General features: G+C 41.8%; 18 protein-coding genes. 15 read left to right on the forward strand and 3 right to left on the reverse strand.

From position 1 onward, the window contains the following. Nucleotides 1–75: 75 nt before the first annotated feature. The 3 genes from KHA99_RS00525 to KHA99_RS00535 all read left to right on the forward strand — a co-directional run bounded on the left by KHA99_RS00525 (nucleotide 76) and on the right by KHA99_RS00535 (nucleotide 3600). Complete coding sequence (locus KHA99_RS00525) at nucleotides 76–1272, forward strand: CaiB/BaiF CoA transferase family protein (protein ID WP_213115485.1); 1197 nt, start codon at nucleotides 76–78, stop codon at nucleotides 1270–1272. A 407-nt stretch (nucleotides 1273–1679) separates the two neighbouring features. Then, entirely contained in the window at nucleotides 1680–2624 is a 945-nt protein-coding gene (locus KHA99_RS00530; protein WP_213115486.1) for a phosphotriesterase family protein, read from the forward strand. Nucleotides 2625–2664: 40 nt separating this feature from the next. Then, entirely contained in the window at nucleotides 2665–3600 is a 936-nt protein-coding gene (locus tag KHA99_RS00535) for an aldo/keto reductase (protein ID WP_213115487.1), read from the forward strand. A gap of 52 nt (nucleotides 3601–3652) precedes the next feature. Here the strand turns inward: KHA99_RS00535 and KHA99_RS00540 are convergent, their stop codons facing one another. Continuing rightward, nucleotides 3653–4651 carry an NADPH:quinone oxidoreductase family protein gene (locus tag KHA99_RS00540; RefSeq protein ID WP_213115488.1) on the reverse strand — a complete coding sequence of 333 codons (999 nt, stop codon included), beginning with the start codon at nucleotides 4649–4651 and terminating at the stop codon, nucleotides 3653–3655. Nucleotides 4652–4856: 205 nt separating this feature from the next. On the opposite strand from KHA99_RS00540, the gene KHA99_RS00545 reads away from it, so the two are divergent. The 7 genes from KHA99_RS00545 to KHA99_RS00575 all read left to right on the forward strand — a co-directional run bounded on the left by KHA99_RS00545 (nucleotide 4857) and on the right by KHA99_RS00575 (nucleotide 11678). Then, entirely contained in the window at nucleotides 4857–5705 is an 849-nt protein-coding gene (locus KHA99_RS00545; RefSeq protein WP_213115489.1) for an LPXTG cell wall anchor domain-containing protein, read from the forward strand. A 57-nt stretch (nucleotides 5706–5762) separates the two neighbouring features. Then, on the forward strand, nucleotides 5763–6422 hold the full coding sequence (locus tag KHA99_RS00550; RefSeq protein WP_213115490.1) for a class D sortase: 660 nt from the start codon (nucleotides 5763–5765) through the stop codon (nucleotides 6420–6422). A 107-nt stretch (nucleotides 6423–6529) separates the two neighbouring features. Continuing rightward, a complete protein-coding gene (locus tag KHA99_RS00555; protein ID WP_213115491.1) occupies nucleotides 6530–7090 on the forward strand; it encodes a class I SAM-dependent methyltransferase in 561 nt (186 codons plus the stop codon). 71 nt (nucleotides 7091–7161) lie between these two features. Then, nucleotides 7162–8433, forward strand: a complete 1272-nt coding sequence (locus KHA99_RS00560; protein WP_307852008.1) for an MFS transporter — start codon at nucleotides 7162–7164, stop codon at nucleotides 8431–8433. A 159-nt stretch (nucleotides 8434–8592) separates the two neighbouring features. After that, nucleotides 8593–9063: an SRPBCC family protein gene (locus KHA99_RS00565; protein ID WP_213115492.1), complete on the forward strand. Its 471-nt coding sequence runs from the start codon at nucleotides 8593–8595 to the stop codon at nucleotides 9061–9063. A gap of 212 nt (nucleotides 9064–9275) precedes the next feature. Beyond that, nucleotides 9276–10463 carry an amidohydrolase gene (locus KHA99_RS00570; protein ID WP_213115493.1) on the forward strand — a complete coding sequence of 396 codons (1188 nt, stop codon included), beginning with the start codon at nucleotides 9276–9278 and terminating at the stop codon, nucleotides 10461–10463. Nucleotides 10464–10490: 27 nt separating this feature from the next. Further along, nucleotides 10491–11678 (forward strand): M20 metallopeptidase family protein, encoded by a 1188-nt coding sequence (locus KHA99_RS00575; protein WP_213115494.1) that lies wholly within the window; start codon nucleotides 10491–10493, stop codon nucleotides 11676–11678. Nucleotides 11679–11722: 44 nt separating this feature from the next. Here the strand turns inward: KHA99_RS00575 and KHA99_RS00580 are convergent, their stop codons facing one another. Beyond that, nucleotides 11723–13492 carry a sensor histidine kinase gene (locus KHA99_RS00580; protein WP_213115495.1) on the reverse strand — a complete coding sequence of 590 codons (1770 nt, stop codon included), beginning with the start codon at nucleotides 13490–13492 and terminating at the stop codon, nucleotides 11723–11725. Nucleotides 13493–13504: 12 nt separating this feature from the next. After that, nucleotides 13505–14242 (reverse strand): response regulator transcription factor, encoded by a 738-nt coding sequence (locus KHA99_RS00585; RefSeq protein ID WP_213115496.1) that lies wholly within the window; start codon nucleotides 14240–14242, stop codon nucleotides 13505–13507. Nucleotides 14243–14458: 216 nt separating this feature from the next. On the opposite strand from KHA99_RS00585, the gene KHA99_RS00590 reads away from it, so the two are divergent. From KHA99_RS00590 to KHA99_RS00610, 5 genes are all read left to right on the forward strand, one after another. Then, a complete protein-coding gene (locus KHA99_RS00590; protein WP_213115497.1) occupies nucleotides 14459–15475 on the forward strand; it encodes an ABC transporter ATP-binding protein in 1017 nt (338 codons plus the stop codon). Continuing rightward, a complete protein-coding gene (locus KHA99_RS00595; protein WP_213115498.1) occupies nucleotides 15472–16464 on the forward strand; it encodes an ABC transporter ATP-binding protein in 993 nt (330 codons plus the stop codon). The genes KHA99_RS00590 and KHA99_RS00595 overlap by 4 nt, the downstream gene beginning before the upstream one ends. A gap of 28 nt (nucleotides 16465–16492) precedes the next feature. Further along, nucleotides 16493–17443 (forward strand): ABC transporter permease, encoded by a 951-nt coding sequence (locus KHA99_RS00600; RefSeq protein ID WP_213115499.1) that lies wholly within the window; start codon nucleotides 16493–16495, stop codon nucleotides 17441–17443. Between the two features lie 17 nt (nucleotides 17444–17460). Then, a complete protein-coding gene (opp4C, locus tag KHA99_RS00605; protein ID WP_213115500.1) occupies nucleotides 17461–18375 on the forward strand; it encodes an oligopeptide ABC transporter permease in 915 nt (304 codons plus the stop codon). Between the two features lie 127 nt (nucleotides 18376–18502). Beyond that, nucleotides 18503–20134: an ABC transporter substrate-binding protein gene (locus KHA99_RS00610; RefSeq protein ID WP_213115501.1), complete on the forward strand. Its 1632-nt coding sequence runs from the start codon at nucleotides 18503–18505 to the stop codon at nucleotides 20132–20134. Nucleotides 20135–20175: the final 41 nt, after the last annotated feature.

The following is a 20175-nucleotide window of genomic DNA, read 5'->3' on the forward strand; positions in this document are numbered from 1 at the left end:
AAAGCAAACATATAAGTGTTGGAAAGTCGCTATTGCCACATTTAATAAAAAAATACAAAAAGAGAGGTGTCCGCTGTGTCAATTCTATCTGGAATTCGGATTTTAGATTTTACGCATTACATTTCTGGGCCATATTGCAGTCAAATCCTTAGCGACCACGGTGCTGATGTCATAAAAATAGAGCGGATTGAGGGAGAAGTTGGCAGGATCGCTGGACCTTTCCATGAGGATACAAGTCTGTATTTTGCTGCCCAAAATCGAAATAAACGCGGACTTTCGATCGACTTGAAATCTGAACAAGGCAGAGAAATCATTCATCGGCTAATAAAAACAGCCGACCTTTTAATTACCAATTATGGTGCCGGTGTACCGGAGCGTTTAGGAATAGACTATCAGACTATTTCGGAGATTAACCCCAAAATAAGCATGGTCCATATTACAGGTTTTGGCTTGACAGGGCCTTATAAAAATTATGGAGCATACGATGGGACCATTCAGGCTATGAGCGGATTGGCCGAGCTTACTGGACATATGGACGGGCCTCCTACTAATGTCGGCTTCTATATAGCAGACCATCTCTCAGGATTGCAAGCGGCGATGGGTGCCATGCTGGCTTTAGTGCACAAGGAACGTACCGGGACAGGAAAATATGTTGATGTAAGCATGCTCGATGGAATGCTTTCCTTACTTGGATACCATTTTTCCGAAGTCATGTTAAAGGGAATAGAGCCCCAGCGAATTGGCAATCGTGACCCTCTTGCATTTTGTAATACGTATCCGACAAAGGATGGTTATATATTTATTGCACCTGCTGCTCAGCATATGTGGGAAAAGCTTTGCAGAATCATAGGTAAAAATGAATGGCTGAATAGCGATTCTCCCTTTAATAGCAAGGAGGGACGAATGGAGAATCGGGATGTATTGGAAAAGATGGTTTCAGAGTGGACTATCCAGTATACAAAAGAGGAAGTTTTTCAGCTTCTTCAAAACGCTGGAATTGCGTGCGGCCCGGTTAACACATTAATAGACATCATTAACAATCCGCAAATAAAGGATAGGAATATGGTCCAAAAAATGAATATGGGTGAACAAGGGGACGCAGTATTTGTTACCGGGGTTCCTATTAAAATCAATGATACCAATGTTCAGAAGTTTTCACCTCCACCAGCAATAGGCGAACATTCCGATGAAATATTGGCGGAATTAGGTTATTCCATGGAGGAAATAGAAAGATATTTGGCGCTTGGAGTTGTTAGCTCTGCTAAAAAATAAATTGCTAGAATAAAATTGTTGACTAGTGAAAGGACTAAGAACACTATTAACAAAGCCAGGAAATACCCTGGCTTTGCAAATATTGTCGGAAAATTATAAACTATCAATAAAGTAGAAATAGAAAGTTGGTAGATGATGGAACGTATTGATTTGATAGATTATGACCAGGCTACACCCGAAGTCAAGGATTCTTTAGATTTCATTCGAGGATGAGTTATATAATAGACTCAGAGAACACTTTACCCCTCGGCAAATTCTTGTCCATTGTACCACTGTTGGGGTAGCAGGGATGATCAATCGGATTCATGGTACCTTCAAAACGGAATTAGAAGAATTCACTTCATCAAGACCAAAAGTACAAGAGAGTTTGGATAAATTGCTGGAAGAATAAAGAAGGAGATTAGGCTATGACATTAATAAATACTGTAACAGGACCAGTTGATTCTGCAGAGCTTGGAGTTACGCTGATTCATGAACATATGCGTGTCCGCTCGGAAGCTGTCTTTGTACAGTTTCCCCATTTGTATGATGAAGAAAAGGAATTCGCCAAAGCGGTAGAGCAGGTAAATAAAGTGAAGGAACTTGGTGTTAAGACCATTTGTGACCCAACGGTGATGGAACTTGGCCGGGATATCCGCTTTATTGAGAGAGTGGCACGTGAAACGGGTGTGCAAATTATTGCGGCAACAGGAATTTATTCGTATCATTACATCCCGCCTCACTTCCAAAATCGCAGTATTGACTATATGGCAGACTTATTTGTTAGAGATATTGAAGTTGGTATTCAAAATACATCGATCAAGGCCTGCTTTTTAAAATGTGCGACAGACGCACAAGGGGTTACCAAGGATGTCGAAAAAGTCATCCGTGCTGTGGCACGGGCCCATAAAATGACCGGTGTACCGATTATGACCCATTCTCATCCGGCAAGCGGAACGGGCTTAAACCAGCTTGATATTCTTCAAGAAGAGGGAGTCGATCCTAAACGGATATTGATTGGTCATACTGGAGATACCGACAATCTGGAGTACATCCTTCAGGTACTGGAGCGGGGGCCATTTATTGGCATGGACCGTTATGGCATAACAAGAGTGTGTTCAAACGAATCGCGAAATGATACCGTGATAGCCCTTGCGAAGCTAGGGTACGCAGACCGCATGTTCCTGTCGCAGGATTATTGTTGTTCGTATGATTGGTATCCTGATGGAACATCCGCGAAAGCATTCCCGAGTTGGAGCATGAGTTTTGTGTTAGAAGAAGTGATTCCAGAGTTGAAGAAAAACGGTGTAACGGAGGAGCAGGTTACCAATATGATGGTTGATAACGCTCGCCGTTGGTTTGAGAGAGTTTAGGAAACTTGCAAAATAGTATAAACAAGGAGATGAAAGGTACGTGGTTAAGCAAATTCGTATTGGAAAAACAGATTTATATGTGAATCCTATAGGTTTAGGTACCAATGCTGTTGGTGGACATAATCTTTTTCCTAACCTGGATGAAGAAGCAGGCAGAGATTTAGTTCGAAAAGGACTACGGGAAGGGATTAACTTTTTGGATACTGCGTTTATCTATGGTCCAAAACGTTCTGAAGAAATCGTCGGAGAAATTGTCAAGGAAAGTGGAAATCGTTCAGAGATTGTCATTGCCACGAAAGCGGCCCATAAATTTGTTGGGAACGAAGTGGTGCTTGATAATTCTCCGGCTTTTTTAAAGCAATCAGTTGAGGAGAGCCTTCAGCGTCTTCAAACTGATTACATAGATTTGTTCTATATCCATTTCCCTGATCAAGATACACCAAAGGATGAAGCGGTTGGGGCATTGAAGCAATTAAAGGATGAAGGGAAAATCAGAGCTATTGGTGTATCCAATTTTCGGTTAGAGCAGTTAAAAGAAGCGAATAAAGATGGTTACGTTGATGTGTATCAAGGGGAGTATAACCTATTAAGCAGAGCCGCCGAGAAAGAATTATTGCCTTATATGATAGATCATCAGATTTCCTTTGTTCCTTTCTATCCGCTTGCCTCTGGGTTTTTGACGGGAAAATATAATATAAACACAGTGATTAGTGAAAAGAATCAAAAAAGGCCGCAATTCCAGAAAGAAGTGTATGAGCAAAACTTAGCTAAAATTGATAAGGTAAGGGGAATTGCCGATGCAAAAGGGGCAGAGGTTGCTCATGTGGTCCTTGCCTGGTATTTAACACGTGAAGGAATCGATGTGATTATTCCAGGTGCCAAAAATGCAGACCAAGTGCTTCATAATTTAAAAACGCTGAATGTGCAGCTTTCACCACAAGAGATTCAAAGCATTGACCAGATATTCCATTTATAAATCAGAAAAAGGACCCTTTGGAAACTTAATTCCGAAGGGTCCTTATATTTGTTCAAGCTTGAATTTTTACTACGAATCTCCCTTTAGCCTGTCCTTTCAAAATGATAGGCAGGGTCTCAGGCAAGTCCTCAAGTGAAATTTCAACTGCAATTGAATCCAATAACGTGGACGGCTTTAAGTCTGTGGCCATTCGATCCCATAGCTTTTTGCGTACTTCCATTGGACAATAGACCGAATCGATCCCCAGCAGGTTTACACCGCGCAAAATAAAAGGAAATACGCTTGTTGGGACGTTTCCGCCTCCAGTTAATCCGCTTACAGCTACCGAGCCTCCATAGTGAATTTTACTTAATACAGCCGCTAAGGATTCACCGCCAACCGGATCAACCGCACCAGCCCAAAGTTGCTTATCCAGCGCTTTGATTTTTCCATTATAAACCTCTTCACGGGAGATCACTTCAGACGCACCAAGGTTATGTAAATAATCATGTTCAGCAGCTTTTCCAGTACTTGCAACCACCTCGTAGCCCCGTTTAGCTAGTATCGAGACAGCAATACTTCCAACACCGCCAGTTGCTCCAGTTACCAAAACCTTTCCCTTTTCAGGAGTAACCCCGTTTTCTTCGAGCCTTTGCACAGAAAGGGCAGCGGTAAAGCCAGCTGTTCCCAAAACCATCGCTTCTTTCAGCGAAAGATTCTCCGGGAGCGGAACAACCCAATCTCCTGGAATCCGTGCATACTCAGTGAAGCCTCCATAATGGGAAACCCCAATCTCATAGCTTGTCGCGATAACTTTATCACCTTCTTGGAAGCGCGGGTCCTGAGACGAGACAACAACTCCCGCTAAATCAATACCTGGGATAAACGGAAATGACCTGACTATTTTGCCATCTGCGATGCTGGCGAGTCCATCCTTATAATTTATGCTGGAATAAGCAACCTTGATTAGTACTTCCGCTTCAGGAAGGACATCAAAAGAAACTTCTTTAACCTCAACCGAAAAATCGGTCTCCGTCTTATCAACCACTAATGCTTTAAACAATTCACTCAAATTTATTCCCCTCCCACTTTTTTACTATTGAAGCCATTTTACATGGAAAAGCCATTTTTGTAAAACGAATTCAGATTTATCAAAAAATTGGTAAAGTTTCTTTTACAAAAAGAAATAGGAAAAAGGAATCGTACTTATTGAGGAAAATGTTGAATAGGATAAAACTGCATTCAACTTGTTTTTCAATTAGGAAAGAGGTGGCGTATTGCAGACGGTTAACCTAAAAAGGATGTTGTTAATGGCATCCATGTATGCACTAATTTTCCTACTAATCATTCCCGCTTCTTATGTTGCCGCAAACGGTCAAGGGAATGGAAATGAAAACGGGAACAATAAGGGGGGACAGCAGGAAGGGAATAATGGCAATCCTAATAACGGGCACCAGGGCGACCAGGATCAAAAGGGTAATAAGAGTACGGAAATTCATTTTCATTTAAAAAATGACTGTAGGGAAGACGTAGTAGAGGTTTACGTCCTTTGGAAAGGCGTTTGGACTAAGATGGAAGCACCAGGAAATTCCCCGAATTTTAAATTAAAAGATAATGCTGAATACGTAACAGATGATATCACTGCCTTCAAGCTGGTTATAAAGGACCGGGAACCGGTCATCATTCCTGTAAGAGACGTAAGAGTCGGTGTCGAAGCAAACGGTACCATCAATTATTGGCAGGAAAAATGTTATCCGCCACCGCCGCCGCCTCCGCCAGGTGACGATGATCATGGTAATCCAGGGGATAATCCGGGAGATAAGCCAGGAGACAATCCGGGAGATAAACCGGGAGACAATCCAGGAGATAAGCCGGGAGATAAACCAGGAGATTCAGATAATCCAAATCAACCTGGGCCAAACCCGGGAGGTACGGATAATAATACCCCGCCTCCACAAAATCAAGGAAATCAGATTCCTCCGGCACAAGAAACTATAAAACAAACCACAACAACTGGGGTACTTCCAAAAACAGGAGAGTCAAGCCCATTTGGCTATTATTTACTCGGACTACTCGTTACCGCTTCCGGTGTGTATTTATTAAGACGGAAAAAGCTAAACAACTAGAATCATAGCTTTGAGGGGGATTAATATCTCTCTCAATTTTTTTATTGAGGTGCATGTATGAAAAAGTTAACTGCTGTCCTATTAATTCTTTTAGGCATTATGATTATGTTTTATCCAAAAATTACAGAGGTTTTTCATAACCATGAACAAAATTTACTGTTAAAGAAATGGGATCAAAAAAAGCATGGAAACAAAAACTCTCTGGAAAATAATTATCAAAGTCTAAATAAGGCATTCGATGAAAGCTTGGAAAGGGAGCCTATACCTGAGCAAGGAACAATCCAGGAGCCTGCCCTGATAAATAAAAATTTCGAAATGGACGGCCTGACTGGTATTATAAAAATACCAAAGATAGACCTAACTCTGCCCATATTAGAAGGGGCAAGTCAAGCAAATTTAAAAATTGGTGCTAGCCATTTGGACGGTACGGCCCTTCCCGGTGAAATCGGAAACGCCGCCATCGCCGCCCATCGCAGCAGAACATATGGAAAGATGTTTAACCGCTTGAATGAACTAAAGCCTGGCGATGAAATTGTGGTGGAGGACAAAAAACAAGCCTATACCTACGATATTTACAATGTTTTAATTGTGGAACCTGATGATTTATCTGTTTTAAATCCCAATGGTCAAGACCGAATCTTGACATTGATCACCTGCGACCCCATCACCACAGGAATCCACCGCCTGATCATCCACGCCAAATTAAAAGGGGCCTGATTCTTTTTTGCGCTATTCAGGCCTCATTTTTCATTTGCCCCCTTTTTAGCGGGCTTTTTGTATGGTAGAATTTAGGCATTTATACAAGATGGATGTGGGGTTATAAAATGGATATGAAATCTAAATGGAACGCCAAATACAAAGATCGTTTGACTGAGTTAAAGGAGCCTGTTCCAAATCCCCGATTGAAAGATCTTTCAGTACACCTTCACGGCGGGAATGCCCTTGACCTTGCCTGCGGTCTAGGTGGAAACAGTATTTTTCTTGCCCAATTAAACTATCATGTAGTGGCTCTTGATATATCAGAGATTGCCATCCACTTTCTTCAGGAACAAGCTGTCGAACAGCATCTCAATATTAATCCGCGCGTTTGTGATTTAACGGATGTCACACAGCTTAAGAAGGAGCACATCTCAACCGACCTTATTGTGATTACCTACTACCTAGACCGATCCCTCTTTCCATTTGTCAAAAGCATGGTAAAAAGGAACGGATTTTTCTTTATGGAAACCTATTTTCAGACACCCAAGACAGCATACCAAACGATATCCGATCAATATAAATTGAAGCCAAAAGAGCTTTTAAACGAATTCAGTGAATGGAAAGTGCTCTTTTTTGAAGAGAACGACCAAGAAGGACGGCAAACGGTATTTTGTCAAAAGGTATAGCTATTTAAAAAATATAAGGGGGTGAAAAGGTGATTGACCCAAAAGTTGATGATAACGCCAAAGTTTTAGAAATTCCAGTGGATGGAATACATCTTTACATCGATTCGCCTGAAAGGCAAAAACAGTTATATAAGCGGACTTTGGGGGTAGCGGTCATTTCCCAGATGCTCGGTGGCGCAGGACTTGCTGCTGGTGTAACGGTTGGGGCACTGCTAGCCAAAAATATGCTGGGAACCGACCGGTTTGCCGGACTGCCAGTGGCATTGTTGACTCTTGGTTCCGCAGGTGCAGCACTTCTGATTGGAAGACTGTCGCAGCGATACGGCCGCCGTTTTGGACTGGCAGCGGGTTTTTTGGCCGGAGGTATCGGCGCGATTGGAGTGGTGACGGCAGCTGTCATCAATTCTATTATTCTGCTGTTTGCATCACTATTAATCTATGGTGCCGGAACCGCAGCTAACCTGCAAACCCGTTATGCAGGTACCGATCTCGCCAGTCCTTCACAGCGGGCAACCGCTATCAGTATCACCATGTTAGCGACGACGTTTGGGGCTGTTGCCGGGCCGAATCTTGTTGATGTAATGGGACGATTTGCAATGTCGATCGGTGTTCCATCTTTGGCCGGCCCGTTTATTTTAGGGGCTGCTGCTTTCCTTTTGGCCGGTTCTGTGTTGTTGATGTTCCTGTACCCAGATCCTCTCAAGGTTGCAAAGCTATTGTCGGAAGTTAATAGCAGCAACGGAGAATTTTCTTCAAAACTACCCACCGGCGCATCGCTCAAGAAGAAGCGCGAACTCGTAGTCGGTGCTGCCCTGATGGTCCTAACACAGTTAGTGATGGTTGCCATCATGACCATGACACCTGTCCATATGAGAAACCATGGACACGATCTGAGTGATATCGGATTAATTATCAGTATTCATATTGGCGCCATGTATCTTCCATCTTTGGTGACCGGAATAATTGCTGACAAAATTGGCCGTACGGCAATGTCAATTTTAGCGGGTGCCACCTTGCTTATGGCAGGTCTTCTTGCCGCTTTTGCACCAGCTGATTCAATGCTCGTCCTAATGATTGCACTTGCCCTGCTGGGGCTTGGCTGGAACTTTGGTTTGATTAGCGGTACAGCGATTATTGTCGATGCTACTCACATTTCCACACGTGCTAAGACACAGGGAACAATTGATGTTTTGGTTGCTCTTGCCGGTGCATCTGGCGGAGCCATTTCCGGAATGGTCGTTGCCCAGTCAAGCTATACCATACTCTCGCTGGCGGGAGGCATTTTATCTTTGCTGCTTATCCCTGTTGTCGTTTGGTCCAGGAGAAAACAACCGAATGCATAGCATAAAAGTTCCAGGCCTATATTGGCTTGGGATTTTTTCGTATTTGGAAAATTTTCATGAATAGCCCAGACACCACAATACTTCTTTAACATGACCGGTAACGAATGAATACAATGATTGACATAGAGTTCTAATACTGTTGCCCATGGGGGGAGAAGGTTGAAGATTGAGTACAATCATGCTATTGGTTTGCCTAGAAATTTAGTATGGAAATGGTTGAAAGATGAAACAGTCCTAAAAAACTCGATTCCTAACTGCAAGTTGTTTGTTGAAACTTCAAGTGGTATCTACCGAGGCGAAATTGATATCCGGATTGGTCCAATCAACGATGTATATGCGATCGACATACGACGTATAGAAGAAAAAAACCCATCATTTTATCGCCTGAAAATAAACGGAACTAGCAAACTTGGAAAAATTCAGGCGCAGTCTGATTTATTTCTAAGAGATTGGCAAGGGGCTTGCAAATTAACTATTAAAGCTGATGTAGTGATAACAGGGACTATGGAAGTGACTCCTGATCGGTTACTTAATGGAGCAGCAATCAAGGTGATTGAAAACCTATTCCAAAACCTGGAGAAAGAAATTAAAAAGGCTGTCTATCAGTCTAGAAAAAAATTTCATACTTGAGTCCCCATAACTTTGAAAACAGCATCCAAGCTTGAAATAAGCCGGGATGTTTTCTTATTGAAAGTTTTTTTAAGTGGAAGAAAAAGGTTTCTTAGATTCAGAAAATACTCTTATATTGACCGTTATTAGAATATTCTATATTTTTGTTGTATTTCACTGTACTTTTTCTCTAAAATTATCTTGAATAAAAGAATTTTAGGGAGGCTTAATTTATGGTAGAAAAAACACTTGATCTTCAGAAATTAGTTGAAGCTGTTGAAAAAGAGGTTGTGGAGTGGCGCAGACATTTACATGAAAATCCTGAACTTTCATTTCAGGAGGTAGAAACATCCAATTATGTATTTGAGAAGTTAGAGTCCTTTGGCAATATTGAGTTATCTCGTCCAACGCCGACAAGCGTATTAGGACGGATTGTCGGTGCTAAGCCTGGTAAAATTGTTGCTTTACGTGCTGACATGGACGCGCTTCCAATTCAAGAAGAAACCGGGCTCCCATTTGCCTCCAAAAATGACGGTGTGATGCATGCCTGCGGTCATGATGGACATACTGCCATGCTTTTAGGAGCGGCAAAGGTTCTGTCCCAATTAAAGGATGAAATAGAAGGGGAAATCCGCTTTTTCTTCCAGCATGCTGAGGAATTGTTCCCTGGCGGCGCATCGGAAATGGTGAAGGCCGGCGTTACAGAGGGGATTGATGGGGTCATCGGCGTTCACCTTGGTTCGCAAATTCCTTCAGGAATCTTTACTGTTTGTTATGGACCAGTCACTGCAGCGACTGATGCATTTGATATTGATATTCAAGGCAAGGGCGGACATGGTTCTGCACCAAATGCAACGATTGATCCAATTGCTATCGGTGTTCAAATTATTAACGGAATTAACCAAATTATTTCACGGAAAGTGGATGCAGCCCAGCGCGCTGTCATTTCTGTTACCAAATTCAATGGTGGAACAGCCAATAATATTATTCCTGACCGCGTAAGCCTTGGCGGGACTGTCCGCACTTTTGATCCGGAAGTACGCAAACAGATTCCCGTCTGGATTGAAAAAATCGCTAAAGGAATCACTGAAGCACATGACGCTTCCTATGAATTAAATTATATGCTGGGATACGCACCTGTCATAAATGAAGAAAATATCACCAAACTGGTAGAGCAAACCATTGTGGAAACATTCGGAGAAAGCAATCGAGTCATTGCAAATGGGATCATGGGAGGGGAGGATTTTTCAGCATTTTCAGCGGAAGCACCGGGATGTTTTGTTTTCCTAGGCGCTGGAAGCGAGAACCCAGCCGAAAATTATCCGCATCATCATCCAAAATTTGATGTGAAGGAAGAGTCTTTAATAAAAGGTGTCAATTATTTCGTCCGCTCGGCCTTCAAATTCTTAGGTGAGAAATAAAAGTACCCGTAATGTGGAGGGGATTTTGTGATTGAAAGAGTAGTAGATATCCAGAAACTAATAGAGGCAGTTGAAGAAGAAATAATTGAGTGGCGCAGACATTTTCACGAAAATCCGGAGCTTTCTTTTCAAGAATTTGAAACCTCTAATTACGTTTATGAAAAACTGCAATCGTTTGGCAATATTGAAGTTTCCAGGGTCACACCAACGAGTGTCATGGGACGCCTGTTTGGCAGCCAGTCTGGCAAAGTATTGGGGCTGCGGGCAGATATGGATGCCCTGCCAATCCTAGAGGAAACAGGATTGCCATTTGCCTCCAAAAATAAAGGTGTGATGCATGCCTGCGGTCATGATGGACATACGGCGATGCTTCTTGGCGCAGCCAAAGTTTTGTCCCAATTAAAAGAAGATATAAAAGGGGAAATCCGCTTTTTTTTCCAGCATGCGGAGGAACTGTCCCCTGGCGGTGCACAGGAAATGGTAAAGGCAGGGGCAGCCGATGGCCTTGACGGTGTGATCGGCCTTCACCTCGGCTCACAAGGGCCTTTGGGTAAATTCTCTCTCTGCTACGGACATGTGACAGCGGCCTGCGATGATTTTGATATTGTCATTCAAGGTAAAGGCGGACACGGTTCGGCACCTGAAGAAACTGTTGACCCGATTGCTATTGGTGTTCAGCTTGTAAATGGAATCAATCAGTTTATTTCTAGAAAAGTGGATGCCAGCCATCGGGCTGTGATTACGGTTGCCCAGTTCCATGGGGGAACTGCCAACAATATCATTCCAGATAAAGTAACATTAGGCGGAACTGTTCGCACGTTTGACCCTGAGGTACGCAAGCAGATTCCAATCTGGATGGAAAAATTAACAAAGGGAATCACCGAAGCACATGGTGCAACCTATGAATTAAACTATGACTTTGGCTACAGTCCAACGATAAATGATGAAAAGGTTACCTCATTAGTTGAACAAACGATTGTGGAAACCTTTGGAGAAAGCAGCTTCGTGAGGGGCACAGCGTTAATGGGCAGCGAAGACTTCTCCGCATTTGCAGAGGCAGCACCGGGATGCTTCGCCTTTTTGGGGGCAGGAAGTGATAATATTGCTGAAAATTATCCGCATCACCATCCAAAATTTGATGTAAAAGAAGAAGCGCTGATTCTTGGTGTCCAGTACTTTGTAAGAAGCGCATTAAAGTACTTAAATGAAAATTAAGATTAAGAAATATATAAAGGGCCCTTTACAGAAAGGGGCCCTTTTTAGTTGATGGGGATTCTTATGGCAATAGCTGTTCCCCAATCAGGTTTGCTTTGGATCGTTAGACCATGTTTATCTCCATACGTTAGCTGCAACCGTTTATTGGTATTATAAAGGCCAATGTGATCATTTGCTGTATAATTTGATTTCAGCTTCGAGCGGATTTCCTCTAGCCTAGCCCTGTCGATTCCCTTGCCATTATCAATAACCACTACATAAAGATGGGTTGGGAAGATTCTTATTTTTACTTTAATCGAAAGCTTTCTTCCCAAGCCAGGCAGGCCATGCTGAAGGGAATTCTCGATCAGAGGCTGCAGGGACAGTTTAACCACATAATAGTTTTCAACACCCTCATCACATTCCCAATAGACCGCAAACTGGTCCTTGTGCCTGATTTTCTGAATATCCACATAGCTTTTCGTATGCTTTATTTCATCTTTGAAAATGACTAAGCTGTCCTTGGCGCTTAAGGAGTAACGAAGGATATTTCCAAGGTTATCAATCATCTCATTAATCTCGTTTGGCCGTTTTGTAAGACTGATCACCTTCCAATTAATCGTTTCTAGTGTATTATACAAAAAATGCGGATTTAATTGGGATTGGTGCACGGATAACTCCAGTGCCTGCATTTTATATTTTCTCTCCGACAAGAGCACCTTCATATAGGATTGCTCCATAAAACTGGTCAAAATCTTATGAATGATTAGGCTGTGAATATCCGTTACGTCATTTGGCAAATGGGGGAGAGGTTCACCCTTTTCGGCATTATTTAAGATATTGACAATCGAATCAATTTCGGCAAAATTCTTTTTCGTTAGATAATAAGCGATAATTCCCCCAACAATAACTGACGAAAGCAGGAGAACTAAAGTAAGCAAGCTTAATTGGTATGGCAACTTATAAAGAGAACTCCGCGGGATGGTCGAGAAAAACACCCAGCCATATTTTGGGGAGTCCAGCTTAAAAACAGTAGAAGGTTCGTTTCCTATTTTCATTGTACTAATTTCATTAGCGGAGGATAACATTTCCTTCGCTTCATGTGAAGTTAAATGAACTGGATGATTTTCAAACAGTACCTGCTCATTTTTATCCATAACCAAAATATTTTGTCCGTTCATTTTATATAAACTATTTAGATTGTCCTTTAAATAATCTGTGTTTACGTTCAAAATAATGTACCCGAGGTTACCATTTGCAAGAGTAATGCTGCGGTACAAGGAAATGACATCAATCTTTTGGTCGGGAAAATCCACAAGCTTCCGAATTACTGTTCTTTTTTGGGTCCAAACAGCATCGCCGCTTATTACCTTACTGAGCCCCTTATACCAAGAGACATCATCAAAATCATGAAGATCTACTACACCGCCTGTTGTTGAGGTTAAAAATCGATTTTTGTCATTTTTAATATAAATATAAATCGAATCAATGTATGGGTGGGCAATAGCAGGAGAGTCGATGGTGTTTTTTAACGACGCCAGTTTAACAAAATCCTCTGAGTCCAACCATTTTTTCTCGAGCATATTTTGCAGGTCTAGAAATTCCTTGGCACTGGCCGCAATAGTTAAGTTAATAGAATTTAACTCATCGAAAATCATTTCCACATTCATTTGGATTTGATTGAGTAGATTTAAGTTTTCCTGATTAATTTTTTCCTTCAAATATAAATGGATTAATGTTATCGCAAGTGAACCTAGAATGAGTATGGGAATCAGCATTGGAATCAGCAGTTTGCTTAAATTTTTAATAAAAAAGGAACGTTTTAAAGAATCCATTGGAAGCAATCCTTAATTTAGCCGATATTCCTTTGGGCTGACCCCAAAATATTTTCGGAAAGCACGTGTGAAATTCTTGGCATTGCTGTATCCGACCATTTCACTTACCTCATAGGTCTTGTACTTCATTTCTTTAATTAATTTTGCTGCTTCTTCCATTTTGACTTGAAAAAGAAAATCAGAGAAATTGACATCTGTTTTTTGTTTAAAATATTTGCTTACATAATGGGGGTTCATATAAACGACTTGAGCAGCCTCATCTAATGTTGCGTTTTTAAAATTGGTTTTCACATAATCTTTAATTTTATTAATAATCGGATCAACATCATCGTCTTTTAGTTTTAAGGAAACCGTTTGGGTAGAGGCTGGAATTCTTTGGTCTAGTTCCTTTTTTATTTGTGAAAACGCTTCCGTTATTTCTGAAAAATTTGTGGGTTTTAGAATATAATTTTTGACCCCGTACTTAATGGCAGACTGGGCATAGTGGAACTCCTGGTAACCGCTTAAAAAAACAGTCAGGACAGGGGATTTCTGCTCATGCATTTCCTTTATGACCTCAATGCCGGTCATGATCGGCATTTGAATATCGCAAAGCAAAACGTCAGCATTTCCCTCTGAAACGAGCTCCAGGGCTTCTTTCCCATTTGCTGCTTCCCCAATTACTTCGAATCCAAGTTCATTCCAAGGAAAATAGTTTACTAGGCCGTGCCGGATTTCATATTCATCATCAGCAATAACTAATTGGTACATAAGGCATCCCCTAAAACATTATTTTAATATTCAAAATATACTATACTTTGACATGATCAACAAGCGTAATTCTATTTTCGTTTGTCAAGTAATGATACGAAATGTCAATTCAGGTCCCTTTTTTTATCACTACTATTTTTATTAAAATAATGTTAACCGAGTAGAATGTTCGGAAAATTTACAAAATTAATAGTTTTTAGAAAGAGGGGTGAAGGAATGAAACCTTTACTGGAAGTAAACCAAATACAAATTGCATTTGAGTCAGACAGTGAAGAAGTGATTTCAGTAGAAGAGGTAAGTTTTTCAGTCAACCCTGGAGAAACCATCGGCATTGTTGGCGAGTCCGGTTGCGGAAAAAGCGTCACCTCTTTATCTATTATGGGTTTGCTCGGGAAAAACGGAAAGGTGAATAAGGGCCAGATTCTTTTTGGAGAAGAAGACCTTACAAAAGTATCTAATCAGCGTATAAGAGATATCAGGGGAAATGAGATCTCGATGATCTTTCAGGAACCAATGACCTCATTAAATCCCGTTTTTACGATTGGGAACCAAATGATTGAGGGAATCAAGCTTCACTTAAAAATGAATCCAAAGGCTGCTAAGGAATACGCCGTTGAAATGTTAAAAAAGGTTGGAATTCCAAGGGCGAATGAGATTATGAAGGAATACCCGCATGCATTGTCAGGCGGAATGCGGCAGCGGGTGATGATTGCGATGGCGCTTGCCTGCAAGCCAAAGCTGTTGATTGCGGATGAACCAACAACTGCCCTGGATGTAACGATTCAGGCGCAAATTCTCGAATTGATGAAAACCTTGCAAAAGGAATCTAACACCGCCATTATGCTAATTACCCATGATCTTGGGGTAATTGCGGAAACGGCCGACCGGGTAATTGTCATGTATGCTGGTCAGGTTGTGGAAGAAGCAGATGTATTCACGCTATTTAAGGAGCCAAAGCATCCTTATACCCAAGGGCTAATGGCCTCCATTCCACATTTGGAATATGAAAGTGAACAACGCCTGGCTTCAATTCCTGGTTCAGTGCCGAGCATCAAGCATATGCCAGCAGGCTGTCGGTTCCATACCCGCTGCCCCTATGCAACGGAACGGTGTGAGCAGGAACAGCCTAGACTTAAGGATGTTCAGGCAGGGCATAAAGTAAGGTGCTGGTTAACGGAGGAAGACGGTTTAAGGACAAACTCCGATCAACCTAAGGAGGAAATATTCACATGACCACCATGATTGAAAAAGAAACGACTCCTTTACTAAAAGTAGAAAAATTAAAAACCTATTACCCTATTAAAAAGGGTGTTTTTTCGAAAACGGTTGGTCACGTGAAGGCGGTAGATGGGGTCGACTTTTATATTAACGAAGGTGAAACACTCGGATTGGTAGGAGAGTCGGGCTGCGGTAAATCAACCATTGGGAAAACGCTTGTAAGGCTGGAAAATGCCTCAGAGGGTAAGGTGTATTTTCAGGAGAAAGAAATCACCACTGCTAACAGAGATACGATGAAAGGTCTGCGCCGGGACCTGCAGATTATTTTTCAGGACCCGTATTCATCTCTGAATCCAAGGAAAAGAATCAAAGATCTCCTCGAAGAACCGATGAGAATTCATCAAGTAGTTGAAAAGGAAAAAATCAATAAAAGAGTAGACGAGCTTTTGGAACTGGTCGGTCTGTCAAAAAGCTATAAAAATCGCTACCCGCACGAATTTTCCGGAGGCCAGCGGCAGCGGATCGGAATTGCCAGAGCCTTGTCGCTTAATCCAAAACTGATCATTTGCGATGAGCCGGTATCTGCTTTGGATGTATCCATTCAGGCACAAATCCTGAATTTATTGAAGGATCTGCAAAAAGAATTCAACCTTACTTATTTGTTTATTGCCCATGGCTTAGGAGCCGTTAAGTATATCAGCGACCGGATTGCAGTTATGTATTTAGGGAGAATTGTCGAGGTTGCAAAAACGGAAGAAATCTTCAAAAATCCGCAGCATCCTTATACAAAAGCGTTGTTAAGCTCTTATCCAATACCGAACCCTGAATTAAGAACGAAAGAAAGAATCATTATTGCTGGCGATGTCCCAAGTCCGGCCAATCCGCCAAGCGGCTGCAGCTTTCACACTCGCTGCCCGATTGCAACAGCGATTTGTCGGGAGCAAAGACCTGTTCTAAAAGGTAAGGAACATAGCGTTGCCTGCTTCGCGGTTAACGATGCATAAAAATTAGTTTTAGAAAGAGGGTGAAAATTTGGTTCCCTATATTATCCGCAGACTTTTAATTGCCATCCCAGTTTTATTTGGGGTCATGGTTGTCAATTTTATCATCATTAATATGGCGCCGGGAAACCCGGTTGATATGTATGTCGACCCCAATTCTTCACCTGAACTGCTGGAGATGAGGAAGGAACAGCTGGGCTTGAATGATCCGCTTTACATTCAATTTTTCCATTGGCTTGGTAATCTTGCACAAGGCAATTTAGGCTACTCCTTTTCAACCTATGAACCAGTATCAAAGATGATTTTCGAAAGGATTGGCCCGACGTTTGAATTAATGGGACTTGCCCTTCTAGCGGGATTAATCATCGCCCTGCCGATAGGGATTTTAAGTGCAGTCAAGCAATATAGCAAACTTGACTATTTGGCGACAGGGACCTCGTTCTTTGGAATTTCCATCCCGCATTTTTTCTTAGGATTGGGCCTTATTTATATCTTTGCCGTCCAATTGCAGATTCTGCCGGCAGGGGGCATGTCGACCCTGGGCAGTGAAGATAATTTCTTGGATAAGGTTCAGCATTTAATTCTTCCGGTGATCGTGCTGGCAGTCGGAATTTCAGGGCAATATGTCCGCTATGTCCGGGCAAGTCTCTTGGAGGTGCTGGGCCAGGATTATTTACGGACGGCGAGAGCAAAGGGGTTAAAGGAATTTGTTGTTACCAATAAACATGCTTTAAAAAATGCCTTGATTCCGATTATTACGATCATTGGTATGGAGATTCCTTTCTTGCTTGGCGGAGCGGTTATCACCGAACAGATATTTCAGTGGCCGGGTATGGGTCAGTTGACCATTCAGTCGATTATGTCCAGGGATTATCCAACACTGATGGCTCTTAATCTATTGACGGCATTTATGGTGCTGTTTGCCAATCTATTAACAGATATTGTCTATTCGTTTGTTGACCCGCGCATTAAGTATAAATAGGAAAGGAGGAACTTGGTATGCCAATGCTAGAAACAAATATTAAAAAGGATGTGGAACCTCCCATTTCTCATACAGAGATTGGCGGAGAGGAAACTCCTTTACAACTAATAATTAAACGTTTTATGAAGCATCGCTTGGCCGTAGCAGGCAGTATTTTGATGTTGTTAATCATCCTGATGGCTATTTTTGCACCAGTTATTGCACCAAAGGACCCGTATCAGGTTTATGACGAATTCTCTGCACCGCCATCTGCTGAGCACTGGTTAGGAACCGACCAAGTCGGACGAGATCTTTTCACACGCCTTATCTATGCTTCAAGGGTTTCGATGGCAGTCGGACTAGGGGCAGTTCTTATTTACACCCTTATTGGAACAATCCTAGGTGCGGTTTCCGGCTATTTTGGCGGATGGGTCGATATTGTGTTAATGCGATTGACAGACGTCTTCATGTCATTCCCAGGATTGATGTTAATTCTTGTGGTGGTTAGTATTTTGGGACCAAGCCTATTTAATATCATCTGGATTTTGGGGCTTTTGGGCTGGCCGGCCGTTGCCAGATTGGTTCGCGGAACGGTACTTTCGCTGAAACATGTTGATTATGTCAAATCGGGCGTAGTGCTTGGGTTAAGTACACCAAGAATTTTATTCCAGCATATTTTGCCGAATGCAATTGCTCCGATTCTTGTCCAAGCTACATTTGGCATAGCAGCAGCCATTATCGTAGAAGCATCTCTAAGCTTCCTCGGGATGGGGGTACAACCGCCGACAGCAAGCTGGGGGAACATGCTGACAGATGCCCAATCGTTAACGGTATTAACCGACCAGCCATGGCTATGGGTTCCTCCAGGGGTAATGATTGTCATTGTCGTATTAGCCATCAATTTTATCGGTGATGGCCTGCGGGATGCTTTGGACCCTAAAACATTGAAGTAAAATTGAGGTATTTAGCGCATTAACGCAGTGGGGGCCAGCCTCTCATCACATTATCGCGTTAAACAATTGGGGGCCTTGCCCCCAATGATATATAGCAATCCAATATAAAATGAAAAGAGGGACGGGAATGAAGAAGCTGAAAGGAAAATTTTTAACGGTTTTATCAGTTGCATTACTATTATTTTTAAGTGCATGTTCAGGTTCTAATAATGCATCAAGCACACCGAAGGAAAACGGGAAGAGCGGAGGCTCTGCACAATTTGGTGATACCATTGTTGTAGGTGTTTCAAACGCGATCGGTGCGATTAATCCGATTAATACTCGTGACTTGGGTGCCATTACATTGGCAAATATTCTATTTGATCCTTTCTTTGAACCAGATGAAAATATGAAATTTCAAAATAAGTTAGCAGAAAGCTTTGATACAAAGGATAACCAAGCGTTTACGATTAAAATTAATTCAAAGGCAAATTGGACAGATGGAAAACCTGTTACGTCTGAGGATGTTAAATTTACGTTTGATCTACTGGCAAATCCTGCCGTTCAAAGTTCCGGCTTGAAAACTCTTAATGTGATTGATGGCTTGGATGAAAATGGCCAGCTGCCTAAAGGAGAAAAGTCTGTTAAGGGGATTGAAGTAGTTGATGACAAAACCTTTGTCATTCACACAAAAGCACCAACTGACCCGAACTATCTTAAAGGAAGCTTAATCAATTTCCGAGCTGTTCCAAGCCATATCCTAAAGGACAAGGATCCTGCAACACTTCATCAAGATCCATTTATGTTAAAGCCAACTGTTTCCAATGGTGCCTACACCCTTGTTAACTTCAGCGGAGAATCGAGTGTTGAACTTAAGGCGAACCCAGATTATTATCGCGGTGCTCCTAAAACAGCAAAGCTTTTCTTTAAGGTGGTTCCACAGGCAAACATTACAGCACAACTGCAGACCGGCGAAATTCATATCAACTATCCTTCTACCGGTGCAATTGCGATTCAAGATATTGAAAAAGTGAAAAATATGGCGAATGTCACAACTAATGATCCTAAGGGCTATGATTGGCAGGAAATTTACCTGAATACAAAAACCTTTGATCAGAAGATGCGCCAAGCAATCGCTTATGCGATTAACCGTCCGCAACTTGTTGAGAAGCTATTAAAAGGAAAAGCAGAAATCATTGATGGACCATACACAAAGATCCATCCATATTTTGATAAAAACATTAAGAACTACCAGTATGATCCAGAAAAAGCAAAGAAACTTATTGCAGAATCAGGCTGGGATAAGAGCAAGCCAATTCAAGTCAATGTTCCAATCGGCAACCAGGTTCGTGAGCAATCCGCTGTTATTGTTGCAGAAAATTTAAAAGCAGTAGGGCTAAACGTTCAGGTTCAAAAGTTTGATTTTCCAACCCATATGCAAAAAGGTGCTAAGCATGACTTTGATATTATGTTCCTTGGAATCCCATACCAAATTGATCCGGATGTAAGTACATTCTATGTAACAGGTGGAACCTATAATTTTGCGGACTATAGCAATCCAGAGCTTGATAATTTGTTAACCCAAGGTAAGTTAGAACCAGATCCAGAAAAACGCAGAGTGATTTATGACAAGGTCCAAGAAATCCTGCATGAGGATTTGCCAACATTCACACTTTATTCAGACTACCTACAGGGAGCGGTAAATAAGAAAGTCAAAGTAGGACAACCAAAACAATTTGGCATGTTCTATAACGTAAATGAATGGCAAATTGAAAAATAAACAAAAATCTTAAAATCTAGCAGCATCAGCCTTTCAAGGTT

This window comes from Neobacillus rhizophilus (assembly GCF_018343535.1).
GTDB lineage: Bacteria > Bacillota > Bacilli > Bacillales > Cytobacillaceae > Neobacillus > Neobacillus rhizophilus.